Here is a 26,762-nt window from a genome sequence, read left to right as displayed (position 1 = left end):
GCGCCGGATCCGTAACAGGAGTGTGGCGGTGGTGTGCCGATGCCTCGTCAATCCGGAGCAGAAATGGACAAAGGTGACGCATTGCCCGCCCCTGACTCTGTTGCTATCTCAAGCATGAGATATGGTCTGGCGAGTGACAGGCGACTACCTCACCCGTATCGGCACCCTCATCCGCACCGCGCGTCAGCACCGTGGTTGGTCCCAGGCCCAGCTCGGCGAGGCCCTCGGCACCAGCCAGAGCGCGGTCAACCGCATCGAACAGGGCAAGCAGAACGTCAGTCTTGAGATGATCGCCCGCATCGGCGAAGCCCTCGACAGCGAGATCGTCTCCCTCGGCTACGCCGGCCCCATGCACCTGCGGGTCGCCGGCGGCACCCAGCTCTCCGGCGCGATCGACGTCCGCAGCAGCAAGAACGCCTGCGTCGCGATCCTCTGCGCCTCGCTGCTGACCACCGGCCGCACCACGATCCGCCAGGTCGCCCGGATCGAGGAGGTGTACCGGATCCTCGAAGTGCTCACCAGCATCGGCGTCAAGAGCCGCTGGACCAACGAGGGCCGCGACCTCGAACTCACCCCGCCCGCCGAGCTCGACCTCGCGGCGATGGACGTCGAGGCCGCCCGCCGCACCCGCAGCGTACTGATGTTCCTCGGCCCGCTGATGCACCGCGCCGACCGCTTCGCCATCCCGTACGCGGGCGGCTGCGACCTCGGCACCCGCACCGTCCAGCCGCACCTGACCGCGCTGCGCCGCTTCGGCCTGGAGGTCGCCACCACCTCCGGCGCCTACCACGCCTCCGTCCAGCCCGGCGCGCCGATGGACCGGCCGATCGTGCTGACCGAGCGCGGCGACACCGTCACCGAGAACGCCCTGCTCGCCGCCGCCCGGCACGACGGCGTCAGCGTCATCCGCAACGCCTCACCCAACTACATGGTCCAGGACCTCTGCTTCTTCCTGGAGCGGCTGGGCGTGAAGATCGAGGGCATCGGCACCACCACCCTCACCGTGCACGGCGTCCCCGAGATCACCCGCGACGTCGACTACACCCCGGCCGAGGACCCGGTGGAGGCGATGAGCCTGCTCGCCGCCGCGGTGGTCACCTCCTCCGAGCTGACGATCCGCCGGGTGCCGATCGAGTTCCTGGAGATCGAGCTCGCGGTGCTGGAGGGGATGGGTCTCGACTACGACCGCACCCCCGAGTACCGGGCCCACAACGGCTACACCCGGCTGGTCGACCTCACCGTGCGCCCCTCCAAGCTGACCGCGCCGGTCGACACCATCCACCCGATGCCGTTCCCCGGCATCAACATCGACAACGTGCCGTTCTTCGCCGCGATCGCCGCGGCCGCCAACGGCACCACGATGATCCACGACTGGGTGTACGACAACCGCGCCATCTACCTGACCGAACTCACCCGGCTCGGCGCGGACATCAAGCTGCTCGACCCGCACCGGGTGCTCGTCCAGGGCCCGACCCGCTGGCGCGCCGCCGAGATGGTCTGCCCGCCGGCGCTGCGCCCGGCCGTGGTCATCCTGCTCGCGATGCTCGCCGCGAAGGGCACCTCGGTGCTGCGCAACGTGTACGTCATCAACCGCGGCTACGAGGACCTCGCCGAGCGCCTCAACTCGATCGGCGCCCAGATCGAGACCTTCCGCGACATCTGACGGACCGCCCGCCGGCCGGCCTCACCCGTCGAGGCCGGCCAGCAGGCCGGCGACCTCCAGCCCGGCGGTGTCGTGGTCCTTCCGGTGGGTCCGCATCGGTTCTCCGTCGCTGCTCGTGGCCCGGCTACTCGCCGGTCGCGCCGTCCAGGTGCTCGCGCAGCAGGTCGGCGTGGCCGTTGTGGCGGGCGTACTCCTCGATCATGTGGGTGAGGATCCAGCGGAGCGAGAAGGCCTCCTCGCCGTGGTGTCCGAGGGAGTCCAACGACTCGGCGGCGGCGACCAGTTCCCGGGCGTGGTCGCACTCGCCGCGCCAGACGGCGAAGGCCTCCGCCGGGTCGGCCGTGTCGACGTCGAACTCGGCGAAGCTGCCGTCGGGGTGCTTCCAGAAGCCGGGCCTGGCCTCGTCGGCGAAGGTGTTGCGGAACCAGCCGCGCTCCACCTCGGCGAGGTGGCGGACCAGGCCGAGCAGCGAGAGCGCGGACGGCCGCAGGACGCGCGCGCGGAGCTGCTCGGTGCTCAGCCCGGCGCACTTCATCGCCAGCGTGTCCCGCTGGAAGTCCAGGAAGCTGACCAGGGTGGCGCGTTCGTCGGCGGTCTGTTCGGTCCGGGTGCGCTCTTCGGCTCTCATCGGCCCATCCTGGCAGGGCCGCCGCCGGCCGTCGCCCGGTTTACCGGGGAGCGAGACCGCGCGCCGCGAGCCAGTCCAGGGCGGCCGGCACCGATGCGGCGACCGGCACCCCGGCCGGCGGCGCCGGCCGCTCCACGACCACCACCGGCAGGCCGAGTTCGCGCGCCGCGGTGAGCTTGGGGGCGGTGGCGGCGCCGCCGCTGTCCTTGGTGACCACGACGTCGATCCGGTGCTCGCGCAGCAGCGCCCGCTCGCCGTCCAGGGTGAACGGGCCGCGGTCGAGCAGCACGTCGAGGGCGGCGGGCACCGGCGGCTCGGGCGGATCGACCGAGCGGGCCAGGAAGCGCAGGCCGTCGAGGTGGGCGAAGGCGCCGATGCCCTGGCGGCCGGTGGTGAGGAAGACCCGCCGGCCCAGCCCGGGCAGCACGGCGGCGGCGGCGTCCAGCGACTCCACCGGATGCCAGCGGTCGCCGTCCACCGGCGACCAGCCGGGCCGGCGCAGCGCCAGCAGCGGGACGCCGGTGGCCGCGGCGGCCAGCGCGGCGTTGCGCGACATGACGGCCGCGAACGGGTGGGTGGCGTCGACCACCGCGTCCACCCGCTCCGCGCGCAGCCAGGCGGCGAGCCCGTCCGGTCCGCCGAAGCCGCCGATCCGGACCTCGCCCGCGGGCAGCCGCGGTGCGGCGACCCGCCCGGCGAGCGAGCTGGTGACCCTCGGCCCGGGGCCCTCCGGCCGGGTGAGCCCCGGCCCGGGGCCTTCCGGCGCCGGGTCGGAGGCCAGGGCGGCGGCGAGGGCCCGCGCCTCGGTCGTGCCGCCGAGGACGAGCAGGTGGGCCCTCACGCGCCGCAGGGCTCGTGCGGGCGCTCGCGGTCCGCCGAGTAGAGGTGGCTGTCCCGGAACTGCTCGGCGGTCAGCGTGCGGCCGATCAGGATGACGGCGGTGCGCACCACGCCCGCCGCCTTCACCTGCTCGGCGATGCCGGCGACGGTGCCGCGCAGCACCAGCTCGTCCGGGCGGCTCGCCATCGCCACGACGGCGACCGGGCAGTCGGCGCCGTAGTGCGGCAGCACCTGCTCGACCACGTCGTCGATGTACCCGGCGGCGAGGTGCAGCACCAGCAGCGCGCCGCTGCGGCCGAGCGTGGCGAGGTCCTCGCCCTCGGGCATCGGGGTGGCCCGCTTGGCGATCCGGGTGAGGATGACGGTCTGGCCGACGGTCGGCACCGTCAGTTCGCGCTTGAGCGCGGCCGCCGCGGCGGCGAAGGCGGGCACGCCGGGCACGATCTCGTAGGGCACGCCGGCCGCGTCGAGCCGGCGCATCTGCTCGGCGACGGCGCTGAACACGGACGGGTCGCCGGAGTGCAGCCGGGCCACGTCCTGCCCGGCGTCGTGGGCGGCGACCAGCTCGGCGACGATCCGGTCCAGGTCGAGCTGGGCCGTGTCGACCAGCCGTGCACCGGCCGGGCACTCGTCCAGCAGCTCGCGCGGCACCAGGCTGCCGGCGTACAGGCAGACCTCGGCGCGGGCCAGGATGCGCGCACCGCGCAGGGTGATCAGGTCGGCGGCGCCCGGGCCGGCCCCGATGAAGTAGACGGTCACGAGCTCGCTCCTGGATCGGTCGAAGGTTTGACGGCGGACCACTGGGTGACCGGCATCGCCTGCCGCCAGCCGGTGAAGCCGCCCACGGGCACGGCGTGCGCCACGGCGAGGCGCAGCAGCTCGCCGCCGTGCCGCCGGTACCAGCTGGTCAGCAGGGCCTCGGACTCCAGCGTCACGGTGTTGGCGACCAGCCGGCCGCCCGGTGGCAGCGCCGCCCAGCAGGCGTCCAGCAGGCCGGGCGCGGTGAGGCCGCCGCCGATGAACACGGCGTCGGGGGCGGGCAGCCCGGCGAGCGCGTCCGGCGCCGCGCCGGTGACCACCCGCAGCCGGGGCACGCCCAGCGCGGCGGCGTTGCGGCCGATCCGCTCGGCCCGGACGGCGCTCCGCTCGACGGTCACCGCCCGGTTGTCCCGGTGGGCGCGCAGCCACTCGATCGCGATCGAGCCGGAGCCGCCGCCGACGTCCCAGAGCAGTTCGCCGGGGGCGGGCGCGAGGGTGGCCAGGGTGGCGGCGCGCACGTGCCGCTTGGTCAGCTGGCCGTCGCTCTCGTAGGCGTTGTCGGGCAGGCCGGGCACCAGCGAGGTCCGGGGGCCGTCCGCCAGCTCGACGGCGATGACGTTCAGCGGGTCGCCCGCGGGGTGCGGCCAGCCGTCGGCCGGGCCGTCCAGCCGCCGCTCGCCGGGGGAGCCGAGCTGTTCCAGCACGTGCAGCCGGGCGGTGCCGAAGCCGCGTGCGGTGAGCAGCGCGGCGACGGCGGCGGGCGTCCGGGCGTCGGCGCCGAGGACGAGCAGCCGGCGGCCGGCGTGCAGGGCGAGCGTCAGGGTGTCCAGGGGGCGGCCGACCAGGCTGACCACCTCGGTGCCCTCCAGCGGCCAGCCGAGCCGGGCGCAGGCGTAGGAGACGGAGGAGGGGTGCGGCAGGACGCGCAGCCGTTCGGCGCCGACGGTCTCGGCGAGGGTGCGGCCGATGCCGAAGAACATCGGGTCGCCGCTGGCGAGCACGGCCACCCGGCGGCCAGCGTGCTCGGCGAGCAGCCCGGGGACGGCCGGGCGCAGCGGGGACGGCCACGGCACCCGTTCGGCGGCCACCTCGGCGGCGGGGAGCAGGGCCAGCTGGCGCGGGCCGCCGATCACCACCTCGGCCGTCCGCAGCGCCGCCCGGGAGGTGGTGGCGAGGCCGGGCCAGCCGTCGGCGCCGATCCCGACGACGGTGATCGGCGGTGGCAGCTCGGGCACCGGGGGCTCCTCGTTCGGTCAGTGTCGTGCGGGTCTGCGGGTCTGCGGTCCGTGTGCCACAGCCGGTCGGTCGGCCTGCCGGTCGGCGCCGCTCGGCCGACGAAGGCGTGGCCGGGGCAGCCTACCTGGCGGTACACGGCCACCACCCGGTCAGGGTGCACGCCCCGGTGGCCGCGGTCAGCGTCGTCCGGGGGCAGTTCAGCGCCCCCCGCGTGCGATCCGGTCCGGTGCCCGGCCTGCCCCGTTCAGCGTTCGGTGCGGCGGGTCCAGTCCCCGGAGGGGATCAGCGCCGGGTGGGCCCGCAGACGGGCGGCGACGGCGGGGCCGGCCAGGTAGACCCAGGCGTCCTCGGTGGACCCGGCCGCCGTCCGGACGGCCAGCCGCTCGCGCACGTACTCGCCGGTGCCGTCGGCCCGGCAGTCCTCCAGCCGGTCGAGCGCGGCGAGCGCGGCGGCGTACCCGCCGGGGCGCACGGTGATCAGCTCGCCGAGGATCCGCCGGCCCGGTGTGCCGTCCGGCACCGCGTACGGGAACCCCGGGCCGTCGTGCAGCGCGGCAGCCTCCAGTACGGCCGGCCGGATGTCCGCGCAGCGCCCGGCGAGGTGCACGGCGTGGTTGCGGCCGCCGGTGCGGAGCGTGCCGTAGACGAAGAACGGCAGGGCGCCGGGCAGGGCGCCCGGCGGGCCGGCCGTCGGTGCGTCGGCTGTCGGCCCGTCGGTTGTCGGTGCGTCGGACAAGGGGCCTCCCGGTGCGTGCTCCCCCGGCCGGGGGAGCGCCCACCGTAGCGCCCGCGCCGCGCGCGCCCCCGGGGCGGCGGCGACCGTCTGGTGATACCCACTGGCGCGCGGGTGCGGTGATGCGCTGTCATGGCGGTTGACCGCCAGTACCGTCCTAGGGGGACACCCATGACAGCACCCGTCTCACGCACGCTCGCCAAGGCCCCGGCCGGCGGACCCGCCGACGCCGTCCCCGGTCCGGCCGGCCTGGGGAAGGCGGTCTGGCTGGCGCTCGCCGTGGTGTACGTGGTGTGGGGCTCGACGTATCTGGCGATCCGGATCGCCCTGGAGACGATGCCCTCCTTCCTCTCCGCCGGGGCGCGCTTCCTCGTCGCCGGGCTGGTGCTGGGCGGCTTCGTGCTGTTCCGCGAGGGGCGGGCCGGGCTCCGGCTGGACCGGCGGCAGTTCGGCTCCTCCGCGCTGGTCGGCCTGTTGCTGCTGACCGGCGGCAACGGGCTGGTGGTGCTCGGCGAGAACTCCATCCCGTCGGGGTTGACGGCGCTGCTGGTGGCGGCCGTCCCGCTCTGGATGGTGCTGCTCACGGCGGCCACCGGTGACCGGCCCAAGCCCGTGGAGCTGTCCGGGGTGCTGCTCGGGCTGGCCGGGCTCGCGGTGCTCTCCGCGCCCGCGATCGGCGGGGACATCGCACCGGCCGGCGTGATCGCGGTCATCTGCGCCACGCTGACCTGGGCGGCCGGCTCGTTCGCCGCCAAGCGGATCCCGATGCCGGGCAACGTCTTCGCGGGGAGCGCGTACCAGATGATCGTGGGCGGGCTGGGCAACGTGGTGATCGGACTGGCCCGCGGGGAGCAGCACGGGCTGGACGTCGGCGCCTTCTCCACCCGGTCCTGGCTGGCGCTCGGCTACCTGGTGGTGGTCGGTTCGCTGGTCGGTTTCACCGCCTACGCCTGGCTGCTGCAGTCCGCGCCGCTGACCCTGGTCGCCACGTACGCCTACGTGAACCCGGTGGTGGCCGTGCTGCTCGGCTCGCTGGTGCTGGCCGAACCGCTGACCGGCCCCACCCTGGTGGGTGGGGCGATCGTGGTGGTCGGCGTCTGTCTGGTGGTCAGCGTCAGCCGGCTGCCGGCGCGGGCACCCCGGACGCCTTCGCGTAGGTGAGGACGAGCACGCCGTTGGCCAGCACCCGGGTGTCGACCAGGGTGAAGGCGTTCGGTGAGAACCCGGCCCGGAAGAGCGGGATGCCGGAGCCGACCGCGACGGGGTTGAGCTTGACGATCAACTCGTCGATCTCGGGCAGCAGTTGACCGGCGAGGTCGCCGCCGCCGCAGAGGTAGATGCCGAGGCCCTCCTCCTGCTTCAGCCGGCGCACCAGGTCGAGCGGCTCCTCCGCGGTGACCTCGACGGCCGGGTCCGGGCTGCTGGTGAGCGAGCGGGAGACCACGATCTGGCGCAGGTGGGCGTAGGGGCTGGAGAGGCCCGCGGCCAGGCCCGGCTCGTAGCTGGCGCGGCCCATCAGGACGGTGTCGAAGCGCTCGTTGGGCGCGTCCGCCAGGCCGAACGCGGCCCGGGCGGGGGTGGGCAGTGCGTCGCCCATCTCGCCGGTCAGGAAGGGGAGGGCGCCGGGGATGTAGGGGTCGAAGAACCCGAAGTCACCGTCCGGGGCGGCGATGTAACCGTCGAGGGTGGCGGCGACGTAGTAGGTGAGCTTGCGCATTCACGTCCTTGGAGACCCGGTCGAAGGCCCTGCGCCCTCAACCACTCCGGCTATAGTACTCAGTCTGTAGTGGTTGTCTAGATGTTTCTGAAGGAGGATCAGGGCCGTGGTCCAGAACCCCGCTCGCCGTACCGCCCTCACCGACGCCGCGATCGACGTCCTCGCCCGCGAGGGCGCCCGGGGGCTCACCTTCCGCGCGGTCGACGTACAGGCGGGCGTCCCCGCCGGCACCGCGTCCAACTACTTCGCCAACCGCGACGACCTGCTCCACCAGACCGCCCGTCACATCCACCACCGGCTCACCCCGGACCCGGCCGTCATCGCCGAACTGCTGCGGGCCCCGCGCGACCGCGCCCTGGTCACCGCCCTGATGCACGACCTGCTGGGCCGGATCACCGCCGAGCGGGCCGGGTACCTGGCGCTGCTCGAACTGCGGCTGGAGGCCACCCGTCGGCCGGACCTGCGCGCCGAGCTCACCGGCACGATCCGCGAGCAGTTGGAGGCGAACATCGCCTACCACGTGGGCGAGGGCCTCCCCGGCGACCGGGAGACGGTCGTCGTCCTCTACCTCGCGATGACCGGCCTGCTGGTCGAACACCTCACCCTCCCCGAGGTGCTGGGCGTCGACGGCCTCGCCGCGCTGGTCGGGACGATGGTCGAGCGGATCGTGCCGAGCGCCTAGCGGGAGCGGGCGGGCCGCGGCTCGGCGTCCCGCCGCGGCTCGCACTCCTGGCGACCTGCTGGCGACCTCCTGACGACGCCAAGGGGGGTGGCGGCGGCGCCCCGCCGCCGCCCGCTCAGTCGGCGGGGCCGTCGGCCCAGGTGACGAGCAGGGCGCTGAGGGCGACCCCCGGCCCGAGGCCGAAGACCAGGCCGCGCCCACCGGCGGCCGGGGGCGTCCGGTGGGTCCGGGCCAGGACGGAGAAGACCGTCGCCCCGCCCAGGTTGCCCTCCTCGGCGAGCACCGCCTTGGAGTGCCGGAGGAAGTCCTCGTCCACGCCGAGCAGGGTGCCGAGCCGGTCGAGGATCGCGGGGCCGCCCGGGTGCAGCACACCGAAGTCGAGCTCCCGGGCGTCGTGCCGGTCCAGCCAGTCGAGCAGGGCCGGCCCCAGGTCGGTGACCGAGCGGAGCGAGGCCCGGGTGGAGGCGAAGTGGTCGCCGCGGTCGTCGGTCAGCTTGCGGTACCGGTCGGTGGACCCCGGCACGGTGTACTCGAAGCGGTGGCCGAGGCGCAGCCCGGGCGTGCGCCGCTCGCTCGTGACGACGGCCGCGCCGACGAGGTCCCCCCAGAGCCCCTTGTAGATCTGGTCCTCGATCGACGTCCGGCTGTCCTGGTAGAGCGAGGAGAGCGACTCGCCCGCGACCACCAGGACGACGCCGCCCGGGTTTCCGGCCAGGTACTCCTGGGCCGCGATCAGGACGTGCGCGCCGCCCGCGCAGGCCAGCTGCGTCATCGGCCGGCGGCTGATGTCCGGGCGGAGCCCGAGCCGCTGCTGGAGCAGGATGTCCAGCCCCGGCACCCCGTCACCGGTGGCACTGCTGACGACGACGCAGTCGACGTCCGAGGTGCCCGCCCCCGCGTTCGCCAGCGCCTCGCGGGCGGCGCTCTCGGCGGCGGCCAGCAGGTCGGCCATGGTGGTGGTCTTGCGCTCGGCGGCGGTGCGGTCGGGCGAGGTGACGACCTCGTACGGCTGGAAGTACCGGCGGGTGCCGGGCAGGTTGCTCAGGGCCATCCGTACCGTCTGGGCCTGCCGGGGCGAGTAGCCGGGATTGCGGGTGAGGATGTCGTCGCGTATCCGTTCGGCGCGGACGAGGTGGGGGCCCGCGACCACGGCCGGTCGGCCGACGTACGCGGTGGTCGGGGTAGGCATGTCGCGGCGTCCTCGGAGCGTCCGTACCGCACCCGGGCGGGTGCGGCAGTCGGCACCCGTGCGGTGGCCGTACGGAGCGCGTCGACACGCTGTGACGCACCGTGACACTCGCGGGATCCCCCCACCGGATACTGACGTCCCCACGCTACCTGTCCCGCTCCGGGACTTCCGCCGGATGGTGGGCCTGATGGGGGTCGGGTGACCGTGGGTACGCACGGTACGGCCCCGGGCGGAGCACCGCCGCGACTACGCAGAGTCGCTGTCGTGGGGCGGGTCTCGGTGCACGGGACGGTCGGGGGCCCCGTGCACCGGGCCGGCTCAGCCGGCGTTCCCCAGCGCGGCCTCGCAGAGCCGCTCCGCCAGTTCGCCGAAGGCGGCGCCCAGTTCCTCGTCCGCGATCCCGGTCGCGTAGGCCTGGAAGGCGAGCGCCGCCTGGGCCTGGACGGCCGGCGTGGCGTAGCCCGGGTCGATCGGGTACGGCTCGCCGGGCGGCCAGGGGAGCGGCCAGTGCCGCGGCCACGGCAGCCGCCGGTCCGGCGGGGTGGGGCACCAGTCGTCCCCCACCTCGGTGAGGATGCCGCCCGGGTCGCCGCCGGACAGCCGGGCGGTGATGGCCGCGTTGGCCACCGCGTTGACCGTCCCGGCGACGGCCAGCCGCAGCTCGGTGGCGCCGGGCGGCAGCGGCTGGGGGTTGAGCCCGGCCTGCCCGCCGCCGTGCGCGGCCAGGTGGACGTGCCGGGTGGGCCCGAGGACGGGCAGGTGCGGGCGGATGCCGTCCAGGGCCTCGGGGTGGAGCCGGCCCAACAGCTGGAGCAGGGTGGCGGATTGGCTGACGAGGGTCATCGGGAACCCCTTCCGGGGTGACGGGGGTCGCTGCCGGTAGCCGATCGTATGCGGATCGTGCCGTCAGGCGGCCGCCGACACACCCTCAGTGCGCGGCGGCGAGCAGCTCCCGGGTGTAGTCGGTGTGCGGGGCGGCGAACAGCCGGTCGCGGTCGGCCGATTCGACCAGCCGGCCGCCGTGCATCACCGCGACGCGGTCGCAGAAGTGCCGTACCACGGCGAGGTCGTGCGAGACGAAGAGGAAGGCGACGCCCAGGCGTTCGCGCAGCTCCATCAGCAGGTTGAGCACCTGGGCGCGGACCGAGACGTCCAGCGCGGAGACCGGTTCGTCGGCGATGATCAGGCGCGGTTCGGGGGCGAGTGCCCGGGCGATGCCGATCCGCTGGCGCTGGCCGCCGGAGAACTCGTGCGGATAGCGGTCCAGGTGGCCGGCCGCCAGCCCGACCTGCTCCAGCAACTCGGCGGACCGCTCGCGCCGTTCGGCGGGGCCGAGGGCGGTGTGCAGGCGCAGCGGCGTGTCCAGGGTCTGGGCGACGGTGCGGCGCGGGTTGAGCGAGGCGTACGGATCCTGGAAGACCAGCTGGATCTCGCGGGCGAGCCGGCGGCGCAGCGCCCGGTCGGGTGCGGTGACGTCGATCCCGTCGTAGCGCACCCGGCCGGCGGTCACCGGCTGCAGGCCGGCCAGCACGCGTGAGGTGGTGGACTTTCCGGAGCCGGACTCGCCGACCAGCCCGAGCGTCTCACCGGGCGCGATCCGCAGGCTCACGCCCTCCACCGCGCGGACGGGTTCGCCGCGCCGGCCGGTGGGGCGCCGCCGCCCGGGGAAGTGCACGGCGAGCTCCTCGACCTCCACCAGCGGGCGGTCGGGGGCGGCTCCCGCCCGTGGCGCGAAGGTGAAGGACGGCGACGGTTCGTCGACGGTGGCCAGCGGTGTGCCCGGCACGGTGTCCGCGGTCAGCGCCGCGCCCACCAGGGCCCGGGTGTAGGGCTGTCGCGGCGCCGCCAGCAGCTCGGCGGTCGGCGCGGACTCGACCTGCCGGCCGTCGCGCAGCACCAGTGTGCGGTCGGTCGTCCCGGCCACCACGCCGAGGTCGTGGCTGACCAGCAGCACCGCGGTGCCGTGCTCGCGCTGCAACTCGCCCAGCAGGTCGAGGACCTGCCGCTGGACGCGGGCGTCCAGCGCGGTGGTCGGCTCGTCGGCGATCAGCACGTCGGGGTCGTTCATCAGTGCCATGGCGATCATCACCCGCTGACGCATGCCGCCCGAGAACCGGTGCGGGTGGTCGCCGGCCCGGGCGGCCGGGATGCCGACCCGGTCCAGCATGGCGACGGCCCGCCGCCGGGCCTCGGCACGCCCGGCGCCCGGGTGGTGCAGCCGGTACATCTCGGCCAGCTGCGCACCCACGCCGTGGAACGGGCTGAGCGAGGTGAGCGCGTCCTGGAAGACCAGGGCGACCCGGCCGCCGCGCACCTCGCGCAGCACGGACTCACCGGCGCCGACCAGCTCCCGGCCGGCGAGCCGGATCGAGCCGGTGACGGTGGTGGTGCGCGGGTCGTGCAGGCCGAGCACGGCCAGGCCGGTCGCGGACTTGCCGGAGCCGGACTCGCCGACCAGGCCGAGGACTTCACCCCGGGCGAGGTCGAAGGAGAGGCCGCGGACGGCGTGCACGGGAGCGCCGCCGCGCGGGTCGGCGAAGGCGACGGAGAGGTCGCGGATGCTCAGCACCGCTTCGGTGGAGGGGGTCATCGGTACTCCAGAGGGGTCAGCTGAGACGGATGCGGGGATCGAGCCAGGCCACCGCGAGGTCGGCCAGGGCGACGAACAGCACCACGAAGCAGGCGGCGAGCAGGACGGCGCCGACCACGGCCGGCAGGTCCTGCCCGGAGACGGCCTCGGCGGCGAAGGTGCCCACGCCGTTCAGCCCGAACACCGTCTCGGTGATCACCGCGCCGCCGAGCAGCGCGCCGGCCTCCAGCCCGAGCAGCTGCACCAGCGGACCGGCGGCGCCGCGCGAGGTGTACTTGAGGTGGGTGCGCACCCGGCCGAGGCCCTTGCCGCGCGCGGTGCGGACGTACTCCTCGTTCATCGTCTCCAGCAGCTGGGAGCGCGAGAGCCGGGCGAAGACGGCCGAGTTGACGAAGCCGAGGACGAGCCAGGGCAGCAGCATCCCGCCCGCCCAGGCGGCCGGGTCCTCGGCCGGCGGGGTGTAGGAGGGCAGCGGCAGCAGGCCGGTCGAGTAGACCAGCGCCCACTGGGCGACGTACCCGAGGAAGTAGATCTGCACGCTGGCGCCGACCAGGGTGAAGCCGGAGAGCAGCCGGTCCGTCCTGGTCCCGTGGCGCAGGGCGGAGACGAAGCCGGTGCCGAGCCCGAACAGCACCAGGACGGCGAGCGCGCCGGCGGTGAGCGAGAAGGTCACCGGCAGGTGGTCGACCAGGGCCTCGGTGACGGGCTGGTGGAGCCGGTAGGAGTAGCCGAGGCAGGGTGCGTCGCAGTGGATGACCGAGCCGTCGACGTCCGTGATGTCCCGCCCGGCCACGACTCCGGCGAGGTAGTCGGTGTACTGGGTGAGCAGCGGCTGGTCCAGGCCCATGCTCTGGCGGACGGCCGCGACCTGGCCGGAGTCGCAGCGCGGGCCGCAGGCCGCGCGGGCCGGGTCGGCGGGGGCGGCGTAGAAGAGGGCGAAGGCGGCGGCGGAGACCGCGACCAGGACGGCGAGGGCCTGGAGGGTCCGCCGCAGGGCGAAGGAGAGCATGGCCGGTCCGGGGTCGAGGGGGGACGGGGTCGGGGACGGGACGGCGGGGGCGGCCGGGGCCGCCTGGGCGGTCCCGGCCCCGCCCCCGCGGGCCGGGCGGGTCAGGACTTGAGGTAGAGCCAGGCCAGCCCGACCGAGCCGTAGATCGGGTGGACGAACGCCCCGCCGACGTTGCTGCCGCGCAGCTGGTTCACGGCCGGGTAGGCGAAGGGCAGCACCGGTACGTCCTTCATCACCGTCTGCTCCAGCGCGTACAGCTCCTTGGCCTTGGCGCGCGGCTCGCCGATCTGGTTGATCCGGTCGATCTCCTTGTCCACCTCGGCGTTGCGGTAGCGGGCGGAGTTGAGGTCGCCGTTGGCCCGGCCGTCGAAGGAGAACGGGACCAGCGTGGAGGGGGTCGGCCAGTCGACCGAGCTGGTCTCCTCGAACAGGTCGTACGGGGAGTCGGCGCGGTGCGCCTCGTCCAGCAGCGCCTTGGGGTCGACCGGCTTCGGCACGATGGTGATGCCGGCCTTGGCGAAGCCCTCCACGAGCACCTGGGCGACCCGCTGCCCGTTCGGCGTGGAGGCGTAGGCGTAGGTCAGCGCGGCCGGCGGCTGCTTGGCCCGGGCGAGTGCCTGCTTGGCGGCCTCCGGGTCGCCCTCCGGCTTCGCCGGGTACAGGTCGTACTTCTGCCAGTCGACCAGGGCGGGGGAGCTGAGCGTGGTGGCCAGCTCGCCGACCCGGGAGCCGCCCTGGACCTGGCGGGCCTGCTGGCGCGGGTAGGCCAGGTGCAGGGCCTTGCGGACCTCGACGTCCGGCACCCGCTCGTTGTTGATCACGAGCTGGGTGACGAAGGCGCCCTGGCGGCCGGAGACCACCAGCTCCTTGGCCTTCGGGTCGGTGTCCACGTTCTGGTAGAGCTCGGGGGAGAGCTGGGTCGCCACCGTGGTGGCGTCGGCGCCGCCGTCCCGGCCGGAGAGGATCTCCTGGTTGATGTTGAGCGCCTCCTTGCCGAAGGTGAAGACGAACCGCTCCGGGTACTGCGAGCGGATCGGGTCGGTCTCCGCCTTCCAGTGCGGATTGCGCTCCAGCACCAGCCGGGTGTTCTGGACGTGCTCGGCGATCCGGTACGGGCCGCTGGCGAACGGCAGCCGGTCGTAGTCCGTGCCGGTGTCCTTGTCCCTGCGCACCGGCGAGGAGGAGGACTGCGCGGCCATGTACGGCACGTCGGCCTGCGGCTGCGGGAAGTGCAGGACGAGGGTGCGGTCGTCCGGGGTCTCGATCGCGGCGAGGTCGCCGTCCTGCGGGCCGGCGTACTTCTTGCGCGCGTCGTCGTAGCTGGCCTCGCCGGTGAGCCACTGCGGCCAGTACGGCGGGCCGACCTCGTAGCCCTTGCCGAAGGAGCGCTCGATGCCGTACTTGACCTGCTGGGAGGTGATCGGCTGCCCGTCCTCCCAGGCCACGCCCTCCTTCAGCCGGTACGTCCAGGTGCGGCCGCCGTCGGCCGGGGTCCCGGTGTCGGTGGCGAGGTCGCCGACCAGCCTGGCCTTGCCGTCCACCACCTGGTACTGGGTCAGCTGGCGGCCCCAGAGCAGCGAGGTGTTGTACGCGGCGCCGGCGTAGACCTTCTGCGGGTCGAGGTGGCGGAAGTCGGTGGTGTTGTAGACGTTGACGGTGCCGCCCGCGCGGGCGCCGGGGACGGCGGGGGCCGGGCCGGCGCTCTCCTTCTCGGTGCCGAGCGCGGCGGTCAGCGGCGAGGACTCCCGGGCGGTGGCCCCGGCCCCGGTGCCCGGGGTGGAGCCCGCGCCGGCCGAGCAGGAGGTCGCCAGCACCGCGGTGGCGACGACGGCGAGGGACGGTTTGATCCAGCGCATGGCGGAACTCTCCTTGCCCCGGAGACGGGGCGGTCGGGTGAAAAGGGAGGGGGAGGGAGGAGGGGAAGGCGGCGCTCAGCGCGCGGCGCGCGGGTCGAGCGCGTCCCGGACGGCGTCGCCGAGCAGGTTGAAGGCGAGCACGAAGAGCAGCAGTGCCACGCCGGGGAAGAACATGTAGGTGGGGTCGGCCTGGAAGACCTCGGAGCCCCGCGCGATCATCCGGCCCCAGTCCGGGACGGGCTCGTTGATGCCCACGCCGAGGAAGGACAGCACCGCCTCGGAGGCGACGAACGTCGGCACCGCCATCGTGGCGTGCACCAGGAGCTGCGCCCGGACATTCGGCAGGAGTTCGCGGAACACGATATGGAATCCGCTCGCCCCGAGCGCCCGGGCGGACTGCACGAAATCCCTTTCCCGAAGTGACCGGACGGCGGCCCGGAGGGAAAGCGCGAGCGGAATCCAGCCGAACGCGGAAAAGACCAGGATCAGCACCAGGAACTGCATCCACTCGGGTTCGGCGGTGTCCGGGTCGACCAGCCGGGACTGGATGACGGGGCTGAGCGCGAGCAGCAGGAGCAGGGTCGGAAAGGCCAGCAGCACGTTGGAGAGGAAACCGAAGAGCCGGTCCGTGATCCCGCCGAGGTAGCCCACCGCGACGCCGGCCAGCACCCCGAGCGTGGTGGTGACGGCGGCCGAGGCGAAGGCGATCAGCAGTGAGGTGCGGATGCCGTAGAGCAGCTGGGTGAGGACGTCGCGGCCGAGCCCGGGCTCCAGGCCGAACCAGAAGTCGGCCGAGATGCCGCCGTTCGGCGCCATCGGCAGTCCGCCGTCGCTGAGCAGGCCGGGAGTGTTCTGGCCGTAGTGCTCGACCGGGTTCCTGCCGTAGAGGGCGGCGATCAGCGGGGCGGCGAGCGCGAGCAGCAGGAAGACCACGACGACCGCGAGCGCGGTGGCCGCGACCCGGTCGCGGCGGATCCGGCGCAGCAGGCCCTGCGGGGCCCGGGCGGCGGCGGGCGCCGTCCCGGCGGACGGCTCTGCGACTGTCTCGACCACTGCCATGAGAGGCGTACTCCCCGAATTCTCCGCCGCCCCGTGGGTGAGGGTGCGCTGGTGTGCATGTGACGGCCGGCCTGCGGGGGTTTCCCGGCGGCCTGCCGAACGCCATCAGATCGGACGCCGCCGGATTTCCGCAAATCATTCCAGGCGGAGTTCGGGTGCAATGTTTCGGGAATTGTGACGGCTTCATTCCGCCGCAATACTGCCGTTGCAGAAGAACGGTCATACCGGGGCAAAGGAGGCGGCCCGTCCCGCATTCTGAGATCTCCGCCACAGCGGCCGGGGCATTGGTACGATCCCGGTGAGCCGCGACTGGCGCGCACGGATGGAACCGACCATCGGGAAGCGGCTCCGTGCACCCGCACGCCAAGTTGCCGAGCGCCTGGGCCGTCCGTACTCGTCCACCCGTCACGAGGAGACCGCCTTGGCCACCCCCGTCAGCCCTGCCGCGCCCGACGCCGCCGCACCGCACACCGCCGCGAGTGCCGCCGCACCGCACACCGCCGCGAGTGCCACCGCCAACACCGCCTTCCGCAGTGCCCTCGACGTCGTCCGCGAGGTGGAGCCGAGGATCGCCGCCGCCATCGGCCGGGAGATCGACGACCAGCGCGCCTCGCTCAAGCTGATCGCCAGCGAGAACTACGCCTCGCCGGCCGTTCTGCTCGCCATGGGCAACTGGCTCAGCGACAAGTACGCCGAGGGCACCGCCGGCCGCCGCTTCTACGCGGGCTGCCGCAACGTCGACACGGTCGAGACGATCGCCGCGGAGCACGCCCGCGCGCTCTTCGGCGCGGACCACGCCTACGTCCAGCCGCACTCCGGCATCGACGCCAACCTGACCGCCTTCTGGGCCGTCCTCTCCCAGCGCGTCGAGAGCCCCGCCCTGGAGCGCGCCGAGGTCCGCAACGTCAACGACCTCACCGAGCAGGACTGGGCCGAGCTGCGCCACGCGCTGGGCAACCAGCGGATGCTCGGCATGTCCCTGGACACCGGCGGCCACCTCACGCACGGCTTCCGGCCGAACATCTCCGGCAAGATGTTCGAGCAGCGCAGCTACGGCACCGACCCGGTCACCGGCCTGATCGACTACGACGCGCTGCGGGCCACCGCCCGCGAGTTCCGCCCGCTGATCCTGGTGGCCGGCTACTCCGCCTACCCGCGACTGGTGAACTTCCGCGTCATGCGCGAGATCGCCGACGAGGTCGGCGCGACCCTGATGGTCGACATGGCGCACTTCGCCGGCCTGGTCGCGGGCAAGGTGCTCACCGGCGACCACGACCCCGTCCCGCACGCCCACGTCGTCACCACCACCACCCACAAGTCGCTGCGCGGCCCGCGCGGCGGCATGGTGCTCTGCACCGCCGAGCTGGCCGAGCACGTCGACCGCGGCTGCCCGCTGGTCCTCGGCGGCCCGCTCTCGCACGTGATGGCCGCCAAGGCGGTCGCCTTCGCCGAGGCCCTCCGCCCCGAGTTCCGCACGTACGCCCGCGGCGTCGTCGACAACGCGCGGGCCCTCGCCGAGGGCCTGCTGCGCCGGGGCGGCACGCTGGTCACCGGCGGCACGGACAACCACCTGGTGCTCGCCGACGTCTCCGGCTACGGCCTGACCGGCCGGCAGGCCGAGGCGGCGCTGCTGGACTCCGGCATCGTCACCAACCGCAACTCCGTCCCGCAGGACCGCAACGGCGCCTGGTACACCTCCGGCGTCCGGCTCGGCACCCCCGCGCTGACCACCCGGGGCCTGGGCACCGCCGAGATGGACGAGATCGCCGCCCTGATCGACACCGTCCTGCGCGCCACCACTCCCGTCGCGACCTCCGCCGGCGCGCCGTCCAAGGCCCAGTACACCCTGGACGACGCGGTCCGCGCGGGCGTCGCCAAGCGCGCCGCCGACCTGCTGGCGGGCTTCCCCCTCTACCCGGGCGTCGACCTGGTCTGAGGCCCGCGCGGCCCGGCCCCCGCGGGGACCGGGCCGCGTGCCGGCGTGCTCAGTACTGCAGCGACTTGAGCTGCAGGAACTCCTCCAGGCCGGGGCGGCCCAGCTCGCGGCCGAGGCCCGAGTTCTTGTAGCCGCCGAACGGGGCGAGCGGGTTGAAGCGGCCGCCGTTGAGGTCGACCTGGCCGGTGTCGAGGCGGCGGGCGAAGGCGGCGGCGGTGTCGGTGTCCGCCGCCCAGACGCCGCCGGCCAGGCCGTACTGGGTGCCGTTGGCGAGTTCGGCGGCGTGGTCCTCGTCGCGGTAGGCGAGGACGGCCAGCACCGGGCCGAAGACCTCCTCCTGGGCGACCGTCATGTCATTGGTGACGTCGGCGAGGACGGTCGGCCGGACGTAGAAGCCGGTGTCCAGACCGGCCGGGGCGTCCGCCCCGCCGACGACCAGCCGGGCGCCCTCGGCGAGCGCGCCGGTGATGTAGCCGCGCACCCGCTCCCGCTGCCGGGCGCTGACCACCGGGCCGATCCGGGTCCGCGGATCGGCCGGATCGCCCGGGAGGTACTTGGCGGCGGCCTTCGCGGCGAGTCCGACCGCCTCCTCGTACTGGTCCTGGTGCACCAGCAGCCTGGTCCAGGCGCTGCACGTCTGACCGGAGTTGGCGAACACGTTGGCGACGTTGACGTTGACCGCCCGGGCCAGGTCGGCGCCGGGCAGCACCACGTTGGCCGACTTCCCGCCCAGCTCCAGCGCGACCCGCTTGATGCCCCGCCCGGCGGTCTCGGCGACGGTCCGGCCCACGGCGGTGGAGCCGGTGAACGAGACCACGTCCACCTCCGGGTGCCCGACCAGGGCCGCGCCCGCCACCGCGCCGGTGCCGGTGACCAGGTTGAACACCCCGGCGGGGAAGCCCGCTTCGTGGACCAGCCGCGCGAACAGCCGGGCGACCAGCGGGGCGTCCTCGGCGGGCTTGAGCACCACCGGGCAGCCGGCCGCCAGGGCCGGCACGACCTTGGCCACGATCTGGTGCAGCGGGTAGTTCCACGGCGTGATCGCCGCGACCACCCCGGCCGGCTCGGCGAGCACCACCGAGTTCCCGATCCGCTCCTCGAAGGGGTACTCGGCGAGCAGCGCGAGGTAGGAACCGGCCACGGCCAGCGGCAGGCCGGCGTGCACGGCGGTCGCGAAGCCGACCGGCGCGCCCAGCTCGGCGACCACCGTGTCGGCTATCTCCTCCTGGCACCCGGCCAGGCCGTCCCGCAGCCGGGTGAGCAGCGCCAGCCGCTCCTCGCGGGAGGTGGCGGCCCAACTCCGGGCCGCCCGGCGGGCGGCGGCCACGGCAGCGGCGACGTCGGCCGTGCCGCCGGCGGGGACGGTGGCGAGCACCTGTTCGGTCGCCGGGTTCAGTACCGTGATCGACCCGGCGTCCAGCGAGGGCCGCCATTCGCCGTCGATGTACTGGTCGCCGTACTGGGTGCCCTGCTCCGCGTCCTGCTGCACCGGGTGGTCCTCTCATCGGATCGTCCGCCCGAGGAGCCGCTGGGGGCCGCCGCTGGGGGCCGCCGGAGGTCGCTCGGGGGTCGCTGGGGGTCGCTGGCCAAAGGGCCAGTCAAGGCCGCCCGGGCAGCCCGGCGCAAGAGCCGGACCCCCCTACTGCCCGGCCTCCTACCTCTCCGGCCCCTACCGCCCCGGGGATGGTGACAAAACGGGCACGCGAGCGGCAGTATGGACGAACCGGTCCTCCCGGGCCGCCGTCCCGCCGAGTGCTCACAAACGCGCACCGGACGAAAACGTCCGTGCGACATCTCCTCAACTCCGGACAGCGGACGGTAGATTGCGGCGCACTCCGGTGTGCGTCACTACCGTGGGCAGCGGGTTCGAACGGCGTCCGCCCACGCCGGTCCGCAGGCTGCTCCGGAAGGCCGGGCGGTGACGTCCGTCGCCGGCCCGCGCACCCGTGCGCCCGGGCGGGTCCGCGCCGGAGGTCGTTCCCAGTGGTCGTCCGCACCGTGTGAGGAGCAACTTCGTGACCGACGCCGCGCTGAGCGCCGAGCAGTACCGGCCCACCGAGCCGGGCCGGCTCGATGACGTCCCCGGCTGGTTCTGGGACCACGACCGCCACCTCTTCGAGTGGTTCCTCGACCGCCAGGAGAAGGCGGGCGTCACCGGGGACCTGCTGGAGATGGGCGCCTACCTGGGGCGCAGCGCGATCGTGATCGGCGACCACCGGCAGCCCACCGAGACCTTCACGGTCTGCGACCTCTTCGACTCGGACGCCCCGGACGACGAGAACGCCGCCGAGATGTCCATGTCCTACCGGAAGTCGCTCACCCGGAAGGCGTTCGAGTCCAACTACCTGTCCTTCCACGACGCACTGCCCGAGATCATCCAGGCGCCCACCTCGGCACTGGCCGACGGCCGCCTCCCGGCCGGCGCGTTCCGCTTCGTCCACATCGACGCCTCGCACCTCTACGAGCACGTGGTGGACGACCTCCGGGTGGCCCGGGCGGCGCTCCAGCCGGAGGGCGTGGTGGTCCTGGACGACTACCGTTCCGCGCACACCCCGGGCGTCGCCGCCGCCACCTGGGAGGCGGTGTTCAACGGGGGCCTCACCCCGATCGTGCTGAGCGAGAGCAAGTTCTACGGCACCTGGGGCGATCCGGAGCCCGCCCGGCGCGCCCTGCTGGACCGGACCGGGCTGGCCGAGGGCGTCCAGCTCGCCGTCGAGCACCTGAACGGCCAGCGGGTGGTCCGGGTCGGTGGCAGCTCCCACGGCATCGCCCCGTTCCGCCCCTCGCGCCACCACGACCGGCTGGCCGCCGAGGCCGCCCGCCGGGAGGCGGAACGGGCCGAGGCGGAGGCCCTGCGCGCCCAGCAGGAGGCCGACGTCGACCTCGCCGTCCGCCGTGCCCGCGCCGCCGAACGCCGCCGCCCCGCCAACGTCGCCAAACGCGTCGCGGGCGACCTCCTCCCCCCGGTCCTCACCGCCGCCATCCGCCGCGCCCGCCGCGGCTGACCACCCCGGCGCGTCGGTCAGACCCGGGAGGCCTCGCCGGTCTGGCGGGGCAGGGTGGTCGCGGGGCCGGCGGCATCGGCGGCGGCCGTCTCGGCCAGTTCCCGCTTGACGGCGGCCAGCGAGGGGTTGGCCCAGGCGCTGGCCACGCCCCAGCGGTAGAAGGCGAGCCCGATCAGGGCGACGATCAGCAGGTCCCAGCCTTCGGGGAGGTAGCCCCGGCCACCGAAGTCCTCGCTGCCGGCCCAGGAGACGGCGGCCATCACGAACAGGTAGGCGATCATCCAGGCACCGGCCTTGAGGTGCGGCTTGAGCTCGGCCCACGGCTTGCGCAGCTCGTACCAGGCCCAGATCGGCAGGCCGGCGGCCATCAGCAGGATGACCTTGCCGGTCAGCGGCCAGCGGGCCCAGTAGAGCACCAGCGAGCCGAAGACCATCGCCACCGGGGCGATCACCGGCATCGCGCGCAGCCGGACCGGTCGCGGCAGCTCGGGGGCGAGGCGGCGCAGCGCCATCACCGCGACCGGGCCGGTGACGTAGGAGATCACGGTGGCGACCGAGACGATCTCGGCGAGCGAGCCCCAGCCGCGGAAGACCGCCAGGAAGAGGAAGGCGATCAGCAGGTTGAGCAGCAGGGCCGGGCGCGGGATGCCGGTCCTGGGGTCGACCCGGCCGAAGATCCTGGGCAGGTGGCCGTTCTCCTGCACCCCGTGGATCATGCGCGAGGTGGTGGCGGCGTAGATCATGCCGGTGCCGCTGGGGGAGACGAAGGCGTCCGCGTACAGCAGCAGCGCGAGCCAGTTGAGGCCCCAGGCGATCGACAGGTCGGCCAGCGGCGAGGTGTAGCCGAGCCCGCTCCAGCCGTTGCTCAGGTCCGCCGTCGGGACGGCGCCGAGGAAGGCCACCTGCAGCGCGACGTAGATCACCAGGGCGATCAGGATCGAGCCGATCACGGCCTTGGGCAGCGACTTGCCGGGGTCGCGGGCCTCGCCGGCCAGGTTCAGCGGGGACTGGAACCCGTTGAAGGCCCAGACGATGCCGGAGACGGCGACCGCCGTGAACACCGCGCTCCAGCCGTTCGGCGCGAAGCCGCCGTGGTCCGTGAAGTGGGCGGTGTCGAAGTGGGCCAGCAGCAGGGCGCCCGCGGTCAGCGTCGGCACGACCACCTTGAACACGGTGATCGCGGTGTTGGTCTTGGCGAACAGCGTGATCGCGAACCAGTTCAGCGCGAAGTAGCCGACCAGCAGCACGCTCGCCACGGCGACCCCGCTGACCGAGAGCTCCTCGCCGTCGAACAGGCCCTTCGCCCAGCCGAAGTGCCAGGAGCTCATGTACTGCACCGAGGCGGTGGCCTCGCCGGGGATCACCGAGACGATGGCGATCCAGTTGGCCCAGGCCGCCAGGTACCCGGCGAGCGAGCCGTGCGAGTACTGCCCGTACCGCACCATCCCGCCGGCCTTGGGGAACATCGACCCGAGCTCGCTGTAGGTCAGCGCGATGGTGAGCGCGACCGCGGCGCCGATCACCCAGGCGACGATCGAGGCCGGTCCGGCGAGCCGGGCGGCCCGCTCGGCACCGAAGAGCCAGCCGGAGCCGATGATCGAGCCGAGGCCCACGGCGGTGAGACTGATGGTGCCGAGCGAACGGCGGTAGTGCTGATGGGAAGCCGTCGTCGACTCAGGCGCGCTCAACGTATCGGTCCTCTGTCTCCTGGGGTTCCGGACAAACGCACAGCAGACTATGGTGCGAAATAGGACGAAAACCTCAGATGAAGCTCAGATCATCCGATTGTTGCCATCTCGTGTCCGAAGATCGGACACGTACGGACCTGCACTCTGCGGCGCCCGTGCCGCCCCATTCCCGCAGAGCCGCCGGCGCGGGCTCCCGCCGACCCGTCCGGGCAAAGAGAAATTCCCCGCAGGAACTCTTTCGAGTTCCTGCGGGGAATTGTTCTGGTGTCCGAGGGGGGACTTGAACCCCCACGCCCGATAAAGGGCACTAGCACCTCAAGCTAGCGCGTCTGCCATTCCGCCACCCGGACAGGGTGTGTGCTTCGGGGACTTTCTGCTCGCCCCCTCGGCGACAGAGAGAACATTACCAGGGTTCTGGAGTGCTTCTCACCTGCGTTTCCCCGGTAGGGACCACCGGGGTGGCGGGGATGGGTCGCAGGACTGAGCGAAGCGGTGGTTCAGGGGCGGGAAGCGGTCGGACTGTGACCGGCAGGCGGTCGGGACCGGGCGGGAGTGGTCCGACACGGGCAAGTTGTCGACGGTGCGGCCGTGCCGGGGGCGGCTCTCCTAGCCTCTGTGGACCGAGGGCGCCATGAGCGGAACGCCTGATTCCCGGGGTCGCGGACGAAGGGCGGCTGGACGTGGAGCAGATCAGCGGGGCGGCGGAGGCCGAGCCCAGACGTGTGGCGTCCGGATGCCCGGCATCCGGACGCGCCGGGAGCGGGCCGGCCGAAGGGGTGTGGCGGTTCCCGGTGCCGGCGGTGGAGGCCTCGGTGCCGCGGACCAGGCACGCGGTGCGGGACCGGCTGCTGGCCCAGGGGATGGCGGGGGTGCGCCACCAGGAGCTGGTGGACGACCTGCTGCTGATCGTCTCGGAGCTGGTGGGCAACGCCGTGACGCACGCCGCCGAGCTGTCGCCGGAGGTGACCACCGAACTCGTGGTCGGAGCGGGCTGGGTCCGGGTGTCGGTCGAGGACGGTGACCCGTACCGGCCGAAGGCCCTGGAGAGCGACGCCGGGCGGACCGGCGGGCGGGGGCTGCTGCTGGTGAAGAGCGTCACCCTGCAGGCGGGCGGGGTCTGCGACGTGGAGCGGACGGGGGAGGGCGGCAAAGTGGTCTGGGCCTCGCTGCCCATCCCCCGGGAGGACGCGCGGTAGCGGGTGGTCCTACCAGTCCCGGCCGGCGATCTCGCGGATGCCGGGCAGCGCGGCCTCGAAGACGGTCCGGAACCACACCGAGAACGGCCGCTCGTCCTGGAGCTCGCGCAGCTCCTGCGCGGACACGAAGGCGAAGTCGTCCACCTCGTCCGGGTCGGGCACGACGTCGGCGGTGACCAGGCCGACGAACAGGTGGTTCCACTCCCGCTCGATCAGGCCGGAGGCCTCGTCCGGCAAGTCGTACCGGACGGTGCCGGCCTCGCAGAGGAGCGCGGGGGCGACGCCCAGCTCCTCGGCGGTGCGCCGGGCCGCGGCGACGAACGGCGGCTCGTCGGGGTACGGGTGGCCGCAGCAGGTGTTCGACCAGACGCCGGGGGAGTGGTACTTGCCGAGGGCCCGGCGCTGGAGCAGGAGCCGTCCCTGGCGGTCGAAGAGGAACACCGAGAACGCCCGGTGCAGCCGGCCCGGCTGCTGGTGGGCCCAGTGCTTCTCGGCGGTGCCGATCGTGACGCCCTCGTCGTCGACGAGCTCCAGCAGGATCTCGGTGCCGGCGGGCGCTCCGGCCGCGGCTCGGGGGTCGGCCGTCACGTCGGTCTCCACGTCGAGACCGGTGTCGATCTCCGAGGTGAAGTGCGTCGGGCTGGTCGGCGGACTCTGGGGCATGAGGCCTCTTTCGGGGGCAATGGGAGCACCGGTGGCGTCGTGCCCCAGTCTGCCGTACGGGTGGCGGTCCGCAGGCGTCCCACACACACAACAGGGCGGATCATGACCGTTCCCGCACCATTCCCGGTATCGGAATGGGCGACGGATTAGCAGAGGCGTTCGGAACGCGTTCGGCGCCCGTTCGATTCCGACGGCGTGCGGACGGTGAACGGACACCTCGACGGCACCCCTCCTTCACCGCCGCCGGACCCGGTGTCCGCCCGGGCCACCGGCCGCGTTCGGGCTGGTCGCCACGGTCGCCTACCATCACTGATGACACGGTGCCCGCATCCTCGCCGGCATCGGCGCGCCACCCCGACGGCCTGCGGCGGCGCACGGTCCGGCGGCTTGCGGCAGCGCACAGCCCGCCGGGCGGCTGCGGCGTTCGGCCCGACGGATCAGCACAGCACGACGGATCAGGAGACCCCGCATGATCGGCCTCGTTCTGGCAGCCGGCGCCGGCCGCCGGCTGCGCCCGTACACCGACACCCTGCCGAAGGCGCTGGTGCCGGTCGACGGGGAGCGGACCGTCCTGGACCTCACCCTCGGCAACTTCGCCGAGGTCGGCCTGCGCGAGGCGGCGATCGTCGTCGGCTACCGCAAGGAGGCGGTCCAGGACCGCAAGGCGGCCCTGGAGCAGAAGTACGGCGTGAAGCTCACCCTGGTCGAGAACGACAAGGCCGAGGAGTGGAACAACGCCTACTCCCTCTGGTGCGCGCGCGAGCTCTTCGGCGAGGGCCTGCTGCTGGCCAACGGGGACACCGTGCACCCGGCCTCCGTCCAGCGGACCATGCTGGAGGGCAACCGGCGCCTCACCGAGGAGGGCCGCGCCCCCGGCATCCTGCTCGCCCTCGACACGGTGAAGAAGCTCGCCGACGAGGAGATGAAGGTCGTCGTCGACCCGGCCACCGGCATGCGGCGCATCACCAAGCTGATGGAGCCGGCCGAGGCGACCGGCGAGTACATCGGCCTCACCGTGATCAACCCGTCGGCCGCCGCCGACCTCACCGACGCGCTGCGCGCCACCTACGAGCGCGACCCGCAGCTGTACTACGAGGACGGCTACCAGGAGATGGTCGACCGCGGTCTGCGGATCGACGTGCAGCCGATCGGCGAGGTCTCCTGGGTCGAGGTCGACAACCACGACGACCTGGCCAAGGCGCGGGAGATCGCGTGCCAGTACTGACGCGGCTGGTGCCGTCGCCGGTCTTCGTGGAGATCCGCTCGGGGGCGCTCGACGCCCTCGGGGGGATCCTCGCCGACCAGCGGCTCTCCACCTCGGGCCGGATCGCGGTGGCGATCAGCAACGGCTCCGGGGCGGTGCTGCGCGAGCGGCTGGAGCCGGCCCTGCCGGGCGCCGACTGGTACAACGTCGACGACGGCAGCCTCGACAGCGCGGTGCGCCTGGCGGACGCGATGCGCGGCGGCCACTACGACGCGATCGTCGGCCTCGGCGGTGGCAAGATCATCGATGCCGCCAAGTACGCTGCCGCGCGGGTCGGCCTGCCGGTGGTCGCGGTGGCCACCAACCTCGCGCACGACGGCATCTGCTCTCCCGTCTCCACCCTCGACAACGACGCCGGCCGGGGGTCCTACGGCGTGCCCGGCCCGATCGGCATCGTGGTCGACCTCGACGTGATCCGGCAGGCTCCGCCGCGCTTCGTGGCGGCCGGCATCGGCGACGTCATCTCCAACATCTCCGCCTGCGCGGACTGGGAGCTGTCCCAGGCCGAGACCGGCGAGCCGGTGGACGGACTGGCCGTGGCGATGGCCCGTTCGGCGGGCGAGAACCTGCTGCGGCACCCAGGAAACCTTCAGGATCAGGACCTCCTGACAGCGCTCGCGGAAGCCCTGGTACTGTCCGGCATCGCGATGAACATCGCCGGCAGCACCCGGCCCTCGTCGGGGGCCTGCCACGAGATCTCGCATGCCCTGGACGTGCTGTATCCCAAGCGATCCGCCCAGCACGGCGAACAGGTCGGCCTCGGGGCCGCCTTCGCCAGCTTCCTGCGGGGCGAGCGCGAGCTGACCGGTCTGATCGTGGAGCGCCTGTCGCGCCACGGCCTGCCGGTGACCGCAGCTCAGATCGGCTTCACCGAGGCGGAGTTCACCGAGGCGGTGCACTACGCTCCGAACACCCGCCCGGGCCGCTTCACCATTCTTGAGCACCTCGACCTCTCCCCCTCAGCGATCAGGGACGCGTACGCCGACTATGTCCAAGCCGTCAACAGCTGACCCCGCCACGAAGGGCTCGCCCCCGGCCCCGGTGGATCT

General features: G+C 73.6%; 23 protein-coding genes, 1 tRNA gene and 1 riboswitch. Of the genes, 8 read left to right on the top strand and 16 right to left on the bottom strand.

Annotation, left to right across the window (positions count from 1 at the left end; translation table 11 throughout):
* The first annotated feature begins 133 nt into the window (after positions 1-133).
* Positions 134-1,663: a UDP-N-acetylglucosamine 1-carboxyvinyltransferase gene (locus ABT263_RS22235; RefSeq protein WP_329490699.1), complete on the top strand. Its 1,530-nt coding sequence runs from the start codon at positions 134-136 to the stop codon at positions 1,661-1,663.
* A gap of 124 nt (positions 1,664-1,787) precedes the next feature.
* Here the strand turns inward: ABT263_RS22235 and ABT263_RS22230 are convergent, their stop codons facing one another.
* The 5 genes from ABT263_RS22230 to ABT263_RS22210 all read right to left on the bottom strand — a co-directional run bounded on the left by ABT263_RS22230 (position 1,788) and on the right by ABT263_RS22210 (position 5,862).
* Positions 1,788-2,291: a DinB family protein gene (locus tag ABT263_RS22230; protein WP_352292491.1), complete on the bottom strand. Its 504-nt coding sequence runs from the start codon at positions 2,289-2,291 to the stop codon at positions 1,788-1,790.
* Between the two features lie 40 nt (positions 2,292-2,331).
* On the bottom strand, positions 2,332-3,132 hold the full coding sequence (locus ABT263_RS22225) for a cobalt-precorrin-6A reductase (RefSeq protein ID WP_352292489.1): 801 nt from the start codon (positions 3,130-3,132) through the stop codon (positions 2,332-2,334).
* Positions 3,129-3,890, bottom strand: coding sequence for a precorrin-4 C(11)-methyltransferase (gene cobM / locus ABT263_RS22220; protein ID WP_352292487.1), 762 nt, complete (start codon positions 3,888-3,890; stop codon positions 3,129-3,131). Before cobM ends, ABT263_RS22225 begins: the two co-directional genes overlap by 4 nt.
* The gene (gene cbiE, locus ABT263_RS22215; RefSeq protein WP_352292485.1) at positions 3,887-5,125 is read right to left on the bottom strand and encodes a precorrin-6y C5,15-methyltransferase (decarboxylating) subunit CbiE; all 1,239 of its coding nucleotides are present in this window, start codon (positions 5,123-5,125) and stop codon (positions 3,887-3,889) included. Before cbiE ends, cobM begins: the two co-directional genes overlap by 4 nt.
* A gap of 245 nt (positions 5,126-5,370) precedes the next feature.
* On the bottom strand, positions 5,371-5,862 hold the full coding sequence (locus ABT263_RS22210) for a gamma-glutamylcyclotransferase family protein (RefSeq protein WP_352292482.1): 492 nt from the start codon (positions 5,860-5,862) through the stop codon (positions 5,371-5,373).
* 168 nt (positions 5,863-6,030) lie between these two features.
* On the opposite strand from ABT263_RS22210, the gene ABT263_RS22205 reads away from it, so the two are divergent.
* The gene (locus ABT263_RS22205) at positions 6,031-7,020 is read left to right on the top strand and encodes an EamA family transporter (protein WP_352292480.1); all 990 of its coding nucleotides are present in this window, start codon (positions 6,031-6,033) and stop codon (positions 7,018-7,020) included.
* Here ABT263_RS22205 and ABT263_RS22200 read toward each other — a convergent pair.
* Positions 6,974-7,576 carry a dihydrofolate reductase family protein gene (locus ABT263_RS22200; RefSeq protein ID WP_352292478.1) on the bottom strand — a complete coding sequence of 201 codons (603 nt, stop codon included), beginning with the start codon at positions 7,574-7,576 and terminating at the stop codon, positions 6,974-6,976. The two genes, ABT263_RS22205 and ABT263_RS22200, sit on opposite strands and share 47 nt — an antisense overlap.
* Positions 7,577-7,682: 106 nt before the next feature.
* Here ABT263_RS22200 and ABT263_RS22195 point away from each other — a divergent pair, with 106 nt between their 5' ends.
* Positions 7,683-8,258, top strand: coding sequence for a TetR/AcrR family transcriptional regulator (locus ABT263_RS22195; protein ID WP_352292476.1), 576 nt, complete (start codon positions 7,683-7,685; stop codon positions 8,256-8,258).
* Between the two features lie 115 nt (positions 8,259-8,373).
* Here ABT263_RS22195 and ABT263_RS22190 read toward each other — a convergent pair whose 3' ends face one another.
* From ABT263_RS22190 to ABT263_RS22165, 6 genes are all read right to left on the bottom strand, one after another.
* On the bottom strand, positions 8,374-9,447 hold the full coding sequence (locus tag ABT263_RS22190) for a PhlD (protein ID WP_352292474.1): 1,074 nt from the start codon (positions 9,445-9,447) through the stop codon (positions 8,374-8,376).
* A gap of 318 nt (positions 9,448-9,765) precedes the next feature.
* Positions 9,766-10,290 (bottom strand): hypothetical protein, encoded by a 525-nt coding sequence (locus ABT263_RS22185; RefSeq protein WP_352292472.1) that lies wholly within the window; start codon positions 10,288-10,290, stop codon positions 9,766-9,768.
* An 85-nt stretch (positions 10,291-10,375) separates the two neighbouring features.
* Positions 10,376-12,037, bottom strand: a complete 1,662-nt coding sequence (locus ABT263_RS22180; RefSeq protein WP_352292470.1) for a dipeptide ABC transporter ATP-binding protein — start codon at positions 12,035-12,037, stop codon at positions 10,376-10,378.
* A 16-nt stretch (positions 12,038-12,053) separates the two neighbouring features.
* Positions 12,054-13,046 (bottom strand): ABC transporter permease, encoded by a 993-nt coding sequence (locus ABT263_RS22175; protein ID WP_352292468.1) that lies wholly within the window; start codon positions 13,044-13,046, stop codon positions 12,054-12,056.
* A 101-nt stretch (positions 13,047-13,147) separates the two neighbouring features.
* Complete coding sequence (locus ABT263_RS22170; RefSeq protein ID WP_352292466.1) at positions 13,148-14,902, bottom strand: ABC transporter substrate-binding protein; 1,755 nt, start codon at positions 14,900-14,902, stop codon at positions 13,148-13,150.
* 75 nt (positions 14,903-14,977) lie between these two features.
* Positions 14,978-15,961 carry an ABC transporter permease gene (locus ABT263_RS22165; RefSeq protein WP_352292464.1) on the bottom strand — a complete coding sequence of 328 codons (984 nt, stop codon included), beginning with the start codon at positions 15,959-15,961 and terminating at the stop codon, positions 14,978-14,980.
* Positions 15,962-16,256: 295 nt separating this feature from the next.
* Positions 16,257-16,353: riboswitch (ZMP/ZTP riboswitch) on the top strand.
* A 29-nt stretch (positions 16,354-16,382) separates the two neighbouring features.
* On the opposite strand from ABT263_RS22165, the gene ABT263_RS22160 reads away from it, so the two are divergent.
* Complete coding sequence (locus ABT263_RS22160) at positions 16,383-17,897, top strand: glycine hydroxymethyltransferase (RefSeq protein ID WP_352292462.1); 1,515 nt, start codon at positions 16,383-16,385, stop codon at positions 17,895-17,897.
* A gap of 49 nt (positions 17,898-17,946) precedes the next feature.
* On the opposite strand, the gene ABT263_RS22155 is transcribed toward ABT263_RS22160, so the two are convergent.
* A complete protein-coding gene (locus tag ABT263_RS22155) occupies positions 17,947-19,386 on the bottom strand; it encodes an aldehyde dehydrogenase family protein (RefSeq protein WP_352292460.1) in 1,440 nt (479 codons plus the stop codon).
* 526 nt (positions 19,387-19,912) lie between these two features.
* On the opposite strand from ABT263_RS22155, the gene ABT263_RS22150 reads away from it, so the two are divergent.
* Complete coding sequence (locus ABT263_RS22150) at positions 19,913-20,902, top strand: class I SAM-dependent methyltransferase (protein ID WP_329490715.1); 990 nt, start codon at positions 19,913-19,915, stop codon at positions 20,900-20,902.
* 17 nt (positions 20,903-20,919) lie between these two features.
* Here the strand turns inward: ABT263_RS22150 and ABT263_RS22145 are convergent, their stop codons facing one another.
* Positions 20,920-22,590: an APC family permease gene (locus tag ABT263_RS22145; protein WP_352292458.1), complete on the bottom strand. Its 1,671-nt coding sequence runs from the start codon at positions 22,588-22,590 to the stop codon at positions 20,920-20,922.
* Positions 22,591-22,852: 262 nt separating this feature from the next.
* A tRNA-Leu gene (locus ABT263_RS22140) sits at positions 22,853-22,940 on the bottom strand.
* Between the two features lie 372 nt (positions 22,941-23,312).
* Between ABT263_RS22140 and ABT263_RS22135 the strand changes: the two genes are divergently transcribed.
* A complete protein-coding gene (locus tag ABT263_RS22135; protein WP_352292517.1) occupies positions 23,313-23,786 on the top strand; it encodes an ATP-binding protein in 474 nt (157 codons plus the stop codon).
* 9 nt (positions 23,787-23,795) lie between these two features.
* On the opposite strand, the gene idi is transcribed toward ABT263_RS22135, so the two are convergent.
* Complete coding sequence (idi, locus tag ABT263_RS22130; protein WP_329490717.1) at positions 23,796-24,449, bottom strand: isopentenyl-diphosphate Delta-isomerase; 654 nt, start codon at positions 24,447-24,449, stop codon at positions 23,796-23,798.
* A 469-nt stretch (positions 24,450-24,918) separates the two neighbouring features.
* Between idi and ABT263_RS22125 the strand changes: the two genes are divergently transcribed.
* Positions 24,919-25,674 (top strand): phosphocholine cytidylyltransferase family protein, encoded by a 756-nt coding sequence (locus ABT263_RS22125; protein WP_329490718.1) that lies wholly within the window; start codon positions 24,919-24,921, stop codon positions 25,672-25,674.
* A complete protein-coding gene (locus tag ABT263_RS22120; protein WP_352292456.1) occupies positions 25,662-26,723 on the top strand; it encodes an iron-containing alcohol dehydrogenase family protein in 1,062 nt (353 codons plus the stop codon). Before ABT263_RS22125 ends, ABT263_RS22120 begins: the two co-directional genes overlap by 13 nt.
* The last annotated feature ends 39 nt before the right edge of the window (positions 26,724-26,762 follow it).

The sequence above is a fragment of the Kitasatospora sp. NPDC001603 genome (genome assembly GCF_040298365.1).
Classification (GTDB): Bacteria; Actinomycetota; Actinomycetes; order Streptomycetales; family Streptomycetaceae; genus Kitasatospora.
The sequence above is the reverse complement of the archived record's forward strand: the minus strand, read 5'-3'. Positions and strand labels throughout refer to the sequence as shown.

Bases quoted from the DNA above. Each gene is read 5' to 3' on its own strand.
- ABT263_RS22230 (WP_352292491.1), bottom strand. From the start codon at position 2,291: ATGAGAGCCGAAGAGCGCACCCGGACCGAACAGACCGCCGACGAACGC.
- ABT263_RS22205 (WP_352292480.1), top strand. From the start codon at position 6,031: ATGACAGCACCCGTCTCACGCACGCTCGCCAAGGCCCCGGCCGGCGGA.
- ABT263_RS22200 (WP_352292478.1), bottom strand. From the start codon at position 7,576: ATGCGCAAGCTCACCTACTACGTCGCCGCCACCCTCGACGGTTACATC.
- ABT263_RS22190 (WP_352292474.1), bottom strand. From the start codon at position 9,447: ATGCCTACCCCGACCACCGCGTACGTCGGCCGACCGGCCGTGGTCGCG.
- ABT263_RS22185 (WP_352292472.1), bottom strand. From the start codon at position 10,290: ATGACCCTCGTCAGCCAATCCGCCACCCTGCTCCAGCTGTTGGGCCGG.
- ABT263_RS22180 (WP_352292470.1), bottom strand. From the start codon at position 12,037: ATGACCCCCTCCACCGAAGCGGTGCTGAGCATCCGCGACCTCTCCGTC.
- ABT263_RS22175 (WP_352292468.1), bottom strand. From the start codon at position 13,046: ATGCTCTCCTTCGCCCTGCGGCGGACCCTCCAGGCCCTCGCCGTCCTG.
- ABT263_RS22170 (WP_352292466.1), bottom strand. From the start codon at position 14,902: ATGCGCTGGATCAAACCGTCCCTCGCCGTCGTCGCCACCGCGGTGCTG.
- ABT263_RS22165 (WP_352292464.1), bottom strand. From the start codon at position 15,961: ATGGCAGTGGTCGAGACAGTCGCAGAGCCGTCCGCCGGGACGGCGCCC.
- idi (WP_329490717.1), bottom strand. From the start codon at position 24,449: ATGCCCCAGAGTCCGCCGACCAGCCCGACGCACTTCACCTCGGAGATC.
- ABT263_RS22125 (WP_329490718.1), top strand. From the start codon at position 24,919: ATGATCGGCCTCGTTCTGGCAGCCGGCGCCGGCCGCCGGCTGCGCCCG.